General features: G+C 49.4%; 14 protein-coding genes. 12 read left to right on the top strand and 2 right to left on the bottom strand.

Annotated elements, in window-relative coordinates; translation table 11 throughout:
• Positions 1-51: 51 nt before the first annotated feature.
• Together purD and A5320_RS16765 are read right to left on the bottom strand one after the other, a co-directional pair.
• On the bottom strand, positions 52-1,341 hold the full coding sequence (gene purD, locus A5320_RS16770) for a phosphoribosylamine--glycine ligase (RefSeq protein ID WP_068067533.1): 1,290 nt from the start codon (positions 1,339-1,341) through the stop codon (positions 52-54).
• A gap of 42 nt (positions 1,342-1,383) precedes the next feature.
• Positions 1,384-2,214: a class I SAM-dependent methyltransferase gene (locus A5320_RS16765; protein ID WP_068067530.1), complete on the bottom strand. Its 831-nt coding sequence runs from the start codon at positions 2,212-2,214 to the stop codon at positions 1,384-1,386.
• A gap of 233 nt (positions 2,215-2,447) precedes the next feature.
• Here A5320_RS16765 and trmJ point away from each other — a divergent pair, with 233 nt between their 5' ends.
• The 12 genes from trmJ (at position 2,448) to A5320_RS16705 (ending at position 12,394) form a co-directional block, all read left to right on the top strand.
• Positions 2,448-3,185: a tRNA (cytosine(32)/uridine(32)-2'-O)-methyltransferase TrmJ gene (gene trmJ, locus A5320_RS16760; protein ID WP_068068156.1), complete on the top strand. Its 738-nt coding sequence runs from the start codon at positions 2,448-2,450 to the stop codon at positions 3,183-3,185.
• 4 nt (positions 3,186-3,189) lie between these two features.
• Complete coding sequence (gene cysE, locus A5320_RS16755) at positions 3,190-4,032, top strand: serine O-acetyltransferase (protein WP_331712114.1); 843 nt, start codon at positions 3,190-3,192, stop codon at positions 4,030-4,032.
• A 167-nt stretch (positions 4,033-4,199) separates the two neighbouring features.
• Positions 4,200-4,682 carry a Fe-S cluster assembly transcriptional regulator IscR gene (iscR, locus tag A5320_RS16750; protein WP_068067523.1) on the top strand — a complete coding sequence of 161 codons (483 nt, stop codon included), beginning with the start codon at positions 4,200-4,202 and terminating at the stop codon, positions 4,680-4,682.
• Between the two features lie 19 nt (positions 4,683-4,701).
• On the top strand, positions 4,702-5,916 hold the full coding sequence (locus A5320_RS16745) for an IscS subfamily cysteine desulfurase (RefSeq protein WP_068067520.1): 1,215 nt from the start codon (positions 4,702-4,704) through the stop codon (positions 5,914-5,916).
• Between the two features lie 48 nt (positions 5,917-5,964).
• Entirely contained in the window at positions 5,965-6,348 is a 384-nt protein-coding gene (iscU, locus tag A5320_RS16740; RefSeq protein WP_068067517.1) for a Fe-S cluster assembly scaffold IscU, read from the top strand.
• 6 nt (positions 6,349-6,354) lie between these two features.
• Positions 6,355-6,678, top strand: coding sequence for an iron-sulfur cluster assembly protein IscA (iscA, locus tag A5320_RS16735; RefSeq protein WP_068067515.1), 324 nt, complete (start codon positions 6,355-6,357; stop codon positions 6,676-6,678).
• Between the two features lie 12 nt (positions 6,679-6,690).
• The gene (gene hscB, locus A5320_RS16730; RefSeq protein ID WP_068067512.1) at positions 6,691-7,215 is read left to right on the top strand and encodes a co-chaperone HscB; all 525 of its coding nucleotides are present in this window, start codon (positions 6,691-6,693) and stop codon (positions 7,213-7,215) included.
• 8 nt (positions 7,216-7,223) lie between these two features.
• Positions 7,224-9,080 carry a Fe-S protein assembly chaperone HscA gene (hscA, locus tag A5320_RS16725; RefSeq protein WP_068067509.1) on the top strand — a complete coding sequence of 619 codons (1,857 nt, stop codon included), beginning with the start codon at positions 7,224-7,226 and terminating at the stop codon, positions 9,078-9,080.
• Between the two features lies 1 nt (position 9,081).
• Positions 9,082-9,420 carry an ISC system 2Fe-2S type ferredoxin gene (fdx, locus tag A5320_RS16720; RefSeq protein ID WP_068067506.1) on the top strand — a complete coding sequence of 113 codons (339 nt, stop codon included), beginning with the start codon at positions 9,082-9,084 and terminating at the stop codon, positions 9,418-9,420.
• Positions 9,421-9,721: 301 nt separating this feature from the next.
• Positions 9,722-10,843, top strand: coding sequence for a porin (locus A5320_RS16715; RefSeq protein ID WP_068067503.1), 1,122 nt, complete (start codon positions 9,722-9,724; stop codon positions 10,841-10,843).
• Between the two features lie 51 nt (positions 10,844-10,894).
• Positions 10,895-11,965: a hypothetical protein gene (locus A5320_RS16710; RefSeq protein WP_068067500.1), complete on the top strand. Its 1,071-nt coding sequence runs from the start codon at positions 10,895-10,897 to the stop codon at positions 11,963-11,965.
• Positions 11,966-11,980: 15 nt separating this feature from the next.
• Entirely contained in the window at positions 11,981-12,394 is a 414-nt protein-coding gene (locus A5320_RS16705; RefSeq protein WP_068067497.1) for a phosphate ABC transporter substrate-binding protein, read from the top strand.
• Positions 12,395-12,728: the final 334 nt, after the last annotated feature.

Genomic DNA, 12,728 nt, shown 5'->3' with positions numbered 1-12,728 from the left:
TTAGAAATAAGCTGGCCGGAGCAATTGTCCGGCCAGTATTTTGGTGGTTAACTAGCTTTGCTTCTCACGCGCAATAGCCCGATACCCAATATCACGACGACTAAAAACACCATCCCAGTGGATCTGGTCAACCAACTGATAGGCCGCTTGCTGGGCTGCCGTGACATTCGCGCCTAATGCCGTGGCGCAGAGCACCCGGCCGCCGGCCGTCAGCACTTTGCCTTCTTCAAGTTTAGTGCCGGCATGAAACACTTTGGCTTCCAGGTTATCCGCTTGTGGCAGACCTGAAATGACATCACCTTTGCGATAATCATCCGGGTAACCACCTGCGGCCAACACCACACCCACAGCAGCGCGGCTGTCGAATTGGATCTGGGTTTGGTCCAGCTTACCATCAACGGCGTTTTGGCAAAGTTCCACCAAATCAGACTGCAAGCGCAGCATGATGGGTTGAGTTTCCGGATCGCCGAAACGGCAATTAAATTCCAGTACTTTGCAGGTGCCGTTAGGCGCCACCATTAAACCAGCATATAAAAAGCCAGTATAAACAGTGCCTTCCGCAGCCATACCATTTACCGTTGGGTAAATCACATGTGACATCACCCAATCGTGTACCGCTTGTGTTACCACCGGAGCCGGAGAATAAGCACCCATACCGCCGGTGTTCGGGCCTTTGTCAGCGTCGTCGCGTGCTTTATGATCCTGGCTAGATGCAAATGCCAAAGCGTTTTTACCATCCACCATCACAATAAAGGACGCTTCTTCGCCGACTAAAAACTCTTCGATGACGACACGGCTGCCGGCGTCGCCAAACTTATTGCCTGACAACATATCTTCAATCGCAGCAAATGCTTCAGCTTCGGTCTGGGCGATAATCACGCCTTTACCCGCGGCTAAACCATCGGCCTTGATGACGATGGGTGTGCCTTGTTCGGCGACGTATGTTTTGGCATCGGATACATCGCTGAAAGTGCCGTAACTGGCGGTTGGGATCTGGTGGCGGGCCAGGAAGTCTTTGGCGAATGCTTTGGAACTTTCCAGCTGTGCTGCAGCTTTGGTTGGGCCAAAAATCGCCAGACCTTGAGCGCGGAAACTATCCACCACGCCGCGTGCTAATGGCGCTTCTGGGCCAACAATGGTCAGCGCAATCTGCTCTTGCTGCGCAAACGCTAACAGCGCCGGCACATCGTCCGCCGCAATTGCGACGTTTTGCAGATTGGATTCCAGCGCAGTACCGGCATTACCCGGCGCCACGAACACCTGACTGACCTGAGGCGATTGTGCAGCTTTCCACGCCAGAGCGTGTTCGCGGCCACCGCCGCCTATCACAAGAACTTTCATCGAAGGATCCACTTGTTAAGTTACAATTTATGCGCTGTCGGGCTATTCAGTTTTTGGCTTACGGAATTTCAATGTCATCCGGTCGCTTTCGCCAATCGCCTGATATTTGGCTTTGTCTTTTTCTTTCAGTGCCAGTGATGGTGGTAAAGTCCAGACGCCACTTGGATGATCAGCCGTATCTTTTGGATTGGCGTTCACTTCACTGGTGCCTTCCAGTACAAAACCGGCTTGCAACGCGACTTTCACAGCCAGACTTTGTGGCATATAACCAGATTTTGTCCAGTCGCCAGCTGCTTTCGTTTCCGGCAGACGGTGTTCAACCACACCTAACACACCACCTGGTTTCAGCGCTGCGTAAAAGCTTTTATAAGCCGTCAGCAGACTTTCTTCGCCTTTTTGCATATACCAGTTGTGCAGGTTCCGGAAAGTCACCACCACATCCGCAGAACCGGCAGGGGCGATGGCGTACACTTTGTCAGCAGCAAAACCAGTGACGGTCACACTGCTGAATACCGGATCGGCAGCTAATTTAGCCTGATAAGCGGCCAGTGATTTTTTGGCATATTCGGATGTTGCATCAGCAGGTTGATGTGCGGCGTAATATTTGCCTTCGGCTTTTAATAACGGAGCCAGAATTTCGGTGTACCAGCCACCGCCAGGGGACACTTCAACCACAGTGCTTTTGGGCGTGACTTCAAAAAAACTTAAGGTTTCGACCGGGTGACGATGGACGTCGCGGGCTTTATTGGCGGCGCTGCGCACCGGATGATTAACAGCTGCCTGAATGGCGGCTTCGTTGGCAGTAGCGGCAAAGGCCGGTGCTGCAGAGAATAACAAAGTGGAGAGTACAACGAACGGGGTCAAAGCTTTCATGCGTTTAATCCTTATTGTTGAGAAGACGCTCTGAAACAGAGCGGCGCTAGTTTAGCAAAGCTGAGCGCGCTTTGCAGTGGCAAACTTAGAATTGCATCGCAGGTTACGTGACAATCAACTTTTTCGATCTTTAGATGTCCAGACTGCTGATTTTACTGCGCAGTCGCATTTTCATTATGCTAAAATGCCGCTCTTTTTTCCGCCGCAGTGCATTTTCCGGGAATTTTCAGCTCATGTTAGATCAAATCCGTATTGTATTGGTCGGTACCACGCATACCGGTAATATTGGTTCGGTGGCCCGGGCGATGAAAACCATGGGTTTAAGCCAGCTATGGCTGGTATCACCAAAAGAGCTGCCGGATGGCCAGGCTTATGCGTTGTCGGCAGGTGCCAGTGAAGTGTTAGCCAACGCCAAAGTAGTTGAAAAAATGGAAGATGCGATTAGCGATTGTGGCCTGATTGTTGGCGCCAGCGCCCGTTCCCGTACTTTGTCCTGGCCGATGCTGGAACCTCGCGAATGTGGTGAAAAAGCGGTGATCGAAGCACAGCAAAAACCTGTTGCCCTGGTGTTTGGCCGCGAAAGCAGTGGTTTGAGTAATGAAGAGTTGCAATTGTGTAATTTCCACGTCTGCATTCCTGCCAACCCCGAATACAGCTCGCTGAATCTGGCGATGGCCGTGCAAATTGTCACTTATGAAGTGCGGGTCGCCGCTTTAGCTGCTAAGCCGCAGACCATTGCCGCTGACGATACGGTATACCCAAGCTCTGAACAAATGGAGCGCTTTTATCTGCACTTAGAACAAACCCTGAACGACACCGGTTTTATCATCAAACAACACCCGGGTGTGGTGATGACCAAATTAAAACGGTTGTTCACCCGGGCGCGACCGGAAGACGCTGAATTAAATATATTACGTGGCATTTTAACCTCGATGCAGCGTAAGCATAAGCTCGACAATCCAACCGAATAAACTAGTGGCGCAGGCCTTTTGGGCACAAGGACATTCTATGTTTGCTGGCATTAAAGAAGATATCCGCAGTGTATTTGACCGCGATCCGGCGGCGCGCAGTGCTTTTGAAGTCTTGACCAACTATCCGGGTTTGCATGCCATTTGGTGGCACCGGATGAATCACCGGTTATGGCTGGCGGGTTGGAAGTGGCTGGCACGGTTTTTAAGTACCATCGCCCGCTGGTTAACCGGTGTCGAAATTCACCCTGGCGCGAAAATTGGCCGACGGTTTTTTATCGACCATGGCATGGGCGTGGTGATTGGTGAGACCGCGGAAATTGGTGATGACGTGACTTTATATCATGGTGTCACTTTAGGTGGCACCAGCTGGAATCCGGGCAAACGCCACCCAACATTGGGCAACAATGTGGTGATCGGCGCTGGTGCCAAAGTATTAGGTCCATTGTATGTCGGCGAAAACGCCCGCATTGGCTCCAATGCCGTGGTGGTGAAAGACGTCCCGCCTGGTGCGACAGTGGTTGGCATTCCGGGGCGAATTGTCGCCAAACAAGACTCAGAAGTCAGTGAACAGCGGCAAAATCTGGCGAAAAAATTTGGCTTTGATGCTTATGCCGTCGCCAGTGATAACCCGGATCCGGTCGCCAATGCGATAGGTCGGATGCTCGATCACATGCACTGCCTCGACAATAAAGTCGCCGAATTGTGCCTGAGTATCAATCAGCTGGGCGGCAATGTCTGTGATGTGGTGCCAACGATGAATATCAGCGATGAAGCCTTTTTGGAAGCGGAGCGCGAAGCGGCTGAACAACGTAAAAAAGCCCTTGAAGAGTTTGATCCGACCATTTAATTCCAGGATTGGTCGCATACGTTTAAATTGCACTGTGCCCAACCCCCTGCAGCTTCAAGGATGATGGGCATAATACTTGACTGTTTTAGTAGGTTTTAATACTTGACTAAATCAGTCAGGAATGTACAATTTGCGCCATTCTGTGGTCGAAGTGAAGTGGAGATCAGATGCGGTTAACATCAAAGGGACGGTATGCCGTGACAGCCATGTTGGATGTTGCATTACATACCAACGCCGGGCCGGTGCCACTGGCTGACATTTCGGCGCGACAGGAAATTTCCTTATCTTATCTTGAACAATTATTTGCCCGGTTACGTAAACATGGTCTAGTCAGCAGCGTCCGCGGACCTGGTGGTGGTTATCAGCTGGGTCGTCCAGCCGCTGAAATTTCGGTATCCGAAGTGATCAGTGCAGTGGACGAATCTGTTGATGCAACTCGCTGTCAGGGAAAATCGGATTGTCAGGGCGGCGCCAAATGCCTGACCCACACCCTGTGGAGCGACTTAAGTACCCGGATTGAAGATTTTTTAACCCAGATTACTTTGGGTGAATTGGTCAGCCAGAATGAAATTCAAAGCGTGGCCAAGCGGCAGGACAACCGCAAATTAAAGAACCCTGAAACTGAAATTGAAGTCAGCTGCCAGCTGTAGGCTGCAGACGGAGCAGAGCATGAAGTTACCGATTTATTTAGATTACGCCGCTACCACCCCGGTTGACCCGCGTGTGGCCGAAAAAATGATGCAATTCCTGACGATGGATGGTGATTTTGGTAACCCGGCCTCACGCTCACACCGTTTTGGCTGGCAAGCTGAAGAAGCGGTTGAGATTGCCCGCAGTCAGATTGCTGACCTGATCAACGCCGATCCACGCGAAATCGTTTTTACTTCAGGCGCGACTGAGTCCAACAACTTAGCCATTAAAGGCGCCGCGCAGTTTTACCACAAAAAGGGTAAACATTTAATCACTTGCAAAACCGAACACAAAGCCACTTTAGACACCATGCGTGCCTTAGAGCGCGAAGGTTTTGAAGTGACCTATTTAGAAGTTGAAGCCAGCGGTTTATTAGATCTAGATAAACTCAAAGCCGCCATGCGCCCGGATACCACTGTCGTTAGCGTGATGTTCGTCAACAACGAAATCGGTGTGATTCAGGATATCGCCGCCATTGGCGAATTATGCCGTGCCAACGGGACTGTGTTCCATGTCGATTCAGCCCAGGCCGCCGGCAAAGTTGAGATCGACTTACAGGCGTTAAAAGTCGATTTAATGTCGTTTTCTGCCCACAAAATTTATGGCCCTAAAGGCATCGGTGCTTTATATGTGCGTCGTAAACCGCGTATTCGGTTAGAAGCCCAAACTCACGGCGGCGGCCACGAACGTGGTATGCGTTCAGGCACTTTACCAACGCATCAAATCGTTGCGATGGGTGAAGCTTTCCGTATCGCTAAACTGGAAATGGCGGCAGAAAATGCCCGTTTTGCTGCTTTACGCCAGCGGTTGTGGGATGGCATTCAGGACATCGAACAAGTGTTTTTAAATGGGGATGCCAACCACCGTGTGCCAGGCATTACCAATATCAGCTTTAACTATGTTGAAGGTGAATCGCTGATTATGGCGCTGAAAGATATCGCGGTATCTTCAGGCTCAGCTTGTACTTCAGCAAGTTTAGAACCTTCTTATGTGCTGCGGGCCTTAGGCCTGACTGACGAATTGGCACATAGCTCAATCCGCTTCAGTATTGGTCGTTTTACTACCGAAGAGCAGATTGATCACACCATTAAAATTGTGCACGAAGCCATTGATAAGCTTCGCGCCATGTCGCCGCTGTGGGACATGTACAAAGATGGTGTGGATTTAAATACAGTAGCCTGGGTGGCGCATTAATTTTTAATGGATCGCCCTTTGGCGCTCAGTTAATTGAGGTAACAAATCATGGCTTATAGCGAAAAAGTAATAGATCACTACGAAAATCCACGCAATGTTGGCGCTTTTGCCAAAGATGACCCAACTGTTGCCACTGGCATGGTTGGCGCTCCGGCTTGTGGTGATGTAATGAAACTGCAGATCAAAGTCAGTGCTGACGGCATTATTGAAGATGCCAAGTTCAAAACTTACGGCTGCGGCAGTGCCATTGCTTCCAGTTCACTCGTGACCGAATGGGTTAAAGGCAAAAGCCTGGACGAAGCAGCTTTGATCAAAAACACCGACATCGCGCAGGAACTGGCATTACCACCGGTGAAAATTCACTGCTCAATTCTGGCAGAAGATGCCATTAAAGCAGCGATTGCTGACTATAAATCTCGTCACGGGAGCTAAGTAGTTATGGCGATTTCGATGACTGCAGCTGCTGCCGATCGGGTTCGCAGCTTTCTGACAAATCGGGGCAAAGGTTTGGGCTTGCGCGTTGGCGTGAAAACGACCGGCTGCTCAGGTTTGGCTTATGTGCTGGAATTTGTTGACGAACTGAACGAAGACGATCAGGTGTTTGACCATGACGATCTGAAGCTGATTGTGGATGGCAAAAGCCTGGTGTATATCGACGGCACGCAGCTGGATTTTGTCAAAGAAGGCCTGAACGAAGGGTTCCAGTTTAATAACCCGAACGTGAATGGCGAATGTGGTTGCGGCGAAAGTTTTACGGTCTGATTTGGCGGTTCGATGAATTATTTCCAGCTGTTTCAGGTGCCGGCGCAGTTTGATCTTGATCTGACTGAGCTCGGTACCCGCTATTTAGAACTGCAACGGAATTTTCATCCGGACAATTTTGCCGCGGGTTCCGAGCGTGACAGGTTACTCGCAGTGCAACAGGCTGCCAATATCAATGACGCTTATCACAGTCTGAAACAACCGCTACTTCGCGCCGAGCATTTACTGGCGCTGCGTGGGGTGAAAATCAGCCATGAGCAACGCAGCTTTACCGATACCAGCTTCTTAATGCAACAAATGGAACTGCGCGAATTGCTCGGCGATATCCTGCATTCTTCTGATCCTTATGTGTTGATTGACGAAGCTGAACAACAAATCCAACAGCAGAAAAATGTCCTGCTTAAGCTTCTCGCTCAAGCGCTGGAAGCCAATCACCACGAGCAGGATCTGCAAGCGGCTGATATAATCCGCAAACTTAAATTTTTCTTTAAACTGCAGCATGAGCTGGAGTTAATCGAACAGCAACTACAAGATTAAATCCCACTATGGCTTTATTACAAATCGCTGAACCTGGCCAAAGCGCCGCGCCACATCAACATAAGCTCGCTGCAGGTATTGACCTGGGTACCACCAATTCGCTGGTAGCCACTGTGCGCAGTGGCGAGGCGCGGACCTTGCAAAACGCCGCCGGTGACGACATGTTGCCATCCGTCGTACAGTATCTGGCGGATAAAGTCATCGTTGGTAAAGCTGCAGTGGCGGCGGCAATTGCTGATCCGCATAACAGTATTTTTTCAGTGAAACGCCTGATGGGCCGTGGTTATGCCGAAACGGTAGCGCAAGCACAACAACTGCCGTATTTGTTGGTTGATCAGCAAGGTCTGGTAGCGATTGATACCGCACAAGGCGTAAAAAACCCGGTCGAAATTTCCGCCGAAATTCTGGCCACGCTGGCCGATACCGCGAGCCAAACCTTAGGTGGCGAGCTGATGGGTGTGGTTATTACCGTCCCCGCTTATTTTGATGATGCGCAGCGTCAAGCGACCAAAGATGCCGCCAAACTGGCTGGTTTAAATGTGCTGCGGTTATTGAACGAACCGACCGCTGCCGCGCTGGCTTATGGCCTGGATTCCGGTCAGGAAGGTGTGGTTGCCGTGTATGACTTAGGCGGCGGCACCTTTGATATTTCCATTTTGCGCTTAAAACGTGGTGTATTTGAAGTACTGGCCACCGGTGGTGATTCGGCGCTGGGTGGTGATGATTTTGATCACGCTATCGTGCAATGGCTGCAGCAACAAAGCGGCGAAACAACCTTATCGCACCAAAGCTTACGTCAGCATTTACAGCTGGCGCGGCAGATTAAAGAACAACTTTCTGCGCACGACCAATACGCTTTTGAGTTACCAACTGCCAACGGCGCTCTAGCGCTGAGTTTAAGCCGCGAACAATTCGACAGTTTAATTCAGCCGTTGGTGCGCAAAACCATCCGCGCCTGTAAACAAACCTTACGTGACGCCGGTTTAAATGCCGATGAAGTGGCGAAAGTGGTGATGGTCGGCGGTTCGACGCGGGTGCCTTTGGTGCGCACTGCAGTCGGCGAGTTTTTTGCCGCTGAGCCGTTAACCTCGATTGACCCGGATAAAGTGGTCGCTATTGGTGCTGCTATTCAGGCCAATGTGCTGGTCGGCAATAAATCCGATGCCGACACTTTATTGCTGGATGTGATCCCACTGTCGCTTGGTTTAGAAACCATGGGCGGCTTGGTTGAAAAGATTATTCCACGCAACACCATTATTCCGGTGGCGCGGGCGCAGGAATTTACCACCTTTAAAGACGGTCAGACTGCGATGTCATTGCATGTGCTGCAAGGTGAGCGTGAGCTGGTTGATCATTGCCGCTCACTAGCCAAGTTTAATCTGACCGACATTCCGCCAATGGCCGCCGGTGGCGCGCATATTCGGGTGACTTTCCAGGTTGATGCCGATGGGTTACTCAGCGTGACTGCGCAGGAGAAATCCAGCGGTGTGACAGCCAGTATCCAGGTGAAACCTTCTTATGGTTTATCCGACGATCAAGTCGCCACCATGATCCAAAGCTCGATGCAGTACGCCAAGCACGACATGCAACAACGGTTGCTGCGTGAACAGCAAGTGGAAGCCAGCCGGGTGTGGGAAGCGGTTAGTGCCGCTATTTCTGCCGACGCGCATTTGTTGGGGTCAGCTGAATTACTGGACATCGAACAAGCGTTATCAGCGCTCAAAGCCGTCAGTCAAGGCGATGATACCGCTGCGATAAAAGCTGCTATTGATAAAACCAATCATATCACCGACGAGTTTGCCGCCCGCCGGATGGACAATTCAATCCGGCAAGCCCTGCAAGGGCATAAAGTCGACGAGGTATAACATGCCACAAATTATCTTTTTACCCCATGCCGAGCTTTGCCCGGAAGGCGCGGCGCTTCAAGCCGAAAAAGGCGAAACTGTACTGGATGTCGCGCTGCGTAACGGCATTTCTATTGAACATGCCTGCGAAAAATCCTGTGCCTGCACCACTTGCCATGTCATCGTTCGCGAGGGGTTTCGTAGCCTGAATGAAAGTGACGAGCTCGAAGAAGACATGCTGGATAAAGCCTGGGGCTTAGAGCCGGAATCTCGTTTAGGTTGTCAGGCGCGTATTGCCGATGAAGATCTGGTGGTCGAAATTCCAAAATACACCGTCAATATGGTCAGCGAAGGGCATTAAGTTCGTGACGAAGTTCAGCCGCTTTAATCGTTAAAACTTCGGGGATGTTGCACGTATATTTGATGTACCTGTTTTAACCCACTGTTTTTCTTGATATTCCAAAACCAGCCGCCATGGCTGGTTTTTTTGTAAGCCATTTCCATACAATTCGTTGTAAATCATTGAAACTTAATATAAAGTCCCGCCCCCAAATATTTCAGCTGGATCGGGAACTAAATTTATAGTTTTGAATTCGCTGGTTTTTTTAAACTCGTTGGCTACGCTAGTGAGAGTAAAGCCTTAAGTGACTGGAGATGTTCTGATGAAAAAAACGTGTTTAGCGACCATGGTTGCTGTAGCTTTGTGCAGCGTTGCAGCACAGGCCGAGGTGAACATTAACGGTTTTGCCTCGATTAAAGCCGGTAAAGCAAGCAGTGGTGATGCGCTTTACGGTTACACTGATGAGATTGATTTCAAAAACGAAAGTTTGTTCGCCGTACAATTCCAATCTGATCTCGGTGAAAAACTGTCAGTCACTGCCCAACTGATGGCTCGCGGCAATAACGATTTTGATGCTGAATTTGAATGGGCCTTTTTAACTTACCAACTTGACGACGCCTGGCGTTTAAATGCCGGCCGTTTACGCACTCCGTTTTATAAATACTCTGATTTCCGTGATGTGGGTTATGCCTACGACTGGTTACGGACACCACAAAGTGTCTATAACTTAGGCTTTGATACCATTGAAGGCGTTTCGTTGTATCACTCAGGCAGCATCAGTGATATGCAATCGAATATTCAGTTAGTGTTTGGTGCTTACGATGGTGAAGTGACGTTGCAAGGCACCAAAGCGCCGGCGCAGATCAATAACATTCTGGGTGCCAGCTGGGAGCTGAGTCAGGACTGGTTGTCGGTGCGAGTGGCCTATCTGGTTGGTAAGGTGACAGTTGACGCGCCGGTGTTTAATCCATTATTCGGTGCTTTGAATGGTGCTGGTTTAAACTCTATCACCAAAGCCATTGATTTTGATGAAGATGATGGCAGTTTCTTCGGTTTAGGTTTGAACTATGATCGCAATGACTGGCTGATGGTCGCTGAATATACCCATGTGAAAGTCAAAGATACCTTCTACGCCAATCAGGACTCTTATTACGTTTCATTAGGTCATCGTTTTGACAGTCTGACTCCATATATTTCCTACGAAAAAGATGAAGATGATGCCAAGCCGGAAATTTACGCCGGGCTGCCAGCTAACTTCCCGTTATTGCTGCCCATTGCTTCCATCGTAATGGGGCAGGAATTTGAAAACACCAGCTGGAATCTCGGCATGCGTTATGACTTCCATCCAGCAGCCGCTTTTAAAGTAGAACTGACGTCGTCCGAAAATAATATGACCAACCAAAAAGACAGCCTGATAGCAGTCGGTGTGGATTTAGTCTTCTAAGGATTTTGAACCGAGCTTTCAACCGCTGATTGACGAGACTGAGGAGAAGATATGAAGAAGGTATTGCTCGTGACTGCAATTACGGCTTTGTGCAGTCATTCAGTGCAGGCAGAGGTGAATATTTCCGGATTTGCATCGGTGATGGGCGGGAAACTGACCAGCGGTACCGGTGTGCCAGAGTTTGGTTTAGGCCCGACTTTCCTGGCGAATTATCCGACTGTCGGCGTGTATGAAGATGAATGGACCTTTAAACCGGATTCGAAATTTGGTTTGCAGATGACCGCTGACTTAACTGAAGGCTTAACGGCCACAGTGCAGTTAGTGGGTCGTGGTGCGGACGATTTTGAAGCAGGATTTGAATGGGCATATTTATCTTATGAACTGAACGAACACTGGACCATTCAGGCCGGTAAAAAACGTTTACCTCTGTATTATTATTCCGATTTCTTTGATGTCAGTTATGCGTATTTATGGGTGCGCCCAGCTGCGGACAACTATACCTGGCAGATTTTTAATTATACCGGCGTCAACGCGCAGTTTAACTATCAACTGGGTGAATGGTCGATGTCCGGTAATATGTATACCGGGCGCGAAGATGATGGTGAAAATAAACTGCTGTCTGAATTTTTCGGATCGCAGCCGGTTCGCGAAATCTGGAAAGATATTGTCGGTGGTGTCTTGAGTTTTAACCGCGAATGGCTGGACGTGCGGTTGACCTACATGACTTACCTGAACGAACGCTATCGTAATGGTGTTCAGGTCACCTGGGATGGTAAAGATACCCGCCGTGGAAAATTTGCCGGCCTCTCTGCCAACATCGACTACAACAACTGGTTGCTGTTGTCTGAAGTGAATCGGCTGACGCTGGATGGTGGTGATTTTGATACCTACCTCCTTTCAGCTGGTTATCGCATTAAACAATGGACTCCTTATATATCACTCGCTGATTTTGATTCTGAAGGCGAAAAGCACAGCACTATCAGTGCAGGAGTACGCTGGGATTTCCACAGCTCTGCAGCGTTTAAATTTCAATTCGACGATGTCTCCGACGATGGTATCAATGGTGGACAAGTCGCGGGTGACAGTAATGCTGTTACCCTGGGCATAGATTTAGTATTTTAAGTATTGGAGACAACCATGAACTGGTTCAAAGCTATTACCCTGACAACGGCAATCACCGCTTCTTCGGCGATGGCCGAAGTTGCAGTCATTGTTCACCCGTCTAACGCTGCGACTGTTGATCAGGCTGAGATTACCAGACTGTTTACCGGTCGTGGCACTGCCTTTAGTAATGGCAGCAAAGCTACCCCCTTGAATTTGGCAGAATCTGCGGCTGCCCGCGGCGAATTTGACAGTAAAGTACTGAGTAAATCGTCCAGCCAGATGAAAGCTTATTGGTCTAAATTAGTCTTTACCGGCAAAGGCACACCGCCAAAAGAGCTCAGTTCTGATGCAGAGATGAAGGCGGCTGTTGCTGCAGATGCTACAGCCATTGGTTACATCGATGCGACAGCCGTTGATGGCACCGTGAAAGTGCTGGCGAAATTCTGAGCTTCGGGTTGATAGATTTTTAAAACAGTTGTTTCATGGCGTTTTGATTTGAACAAATTGATTGGTTCGAATCAATGCCGTAAACGCCACTCAAAAATGGAGCTAACAATAGCTCCATTTTTTATGGCTGTGCTATCTCAGACCAGGTCTTTTGTGCAGAGCTGCTATCGGCGTGACAACGGCAGGGACTTTGTCGCAGCATTGTCATGCGTGTCAGGCAGAATCTGTCAGGGCTGTGGTTGCATCCAGAAATGTTATTTTGAGAAATAGGCATTTGTCTGGCAATAGCGTATAATTCGCGGCCGCTAAATTTTAACCAGTTATTAATGGAGTC

It is taken from the genome of Rheinheimera sp. SA_1 (assembly GCF_001669775.1).
GTDB lineage: Bacteria > Pseudomonadota > Gammaproteobacteria > Enterobacterales > Alteromonadaceae > Pararheinheimera.
The sequence above is the reverse complement of the archived record's forward strand: the minus strand, read 5'-3'. Positions and strand labels throughout refer to the sequence as shown.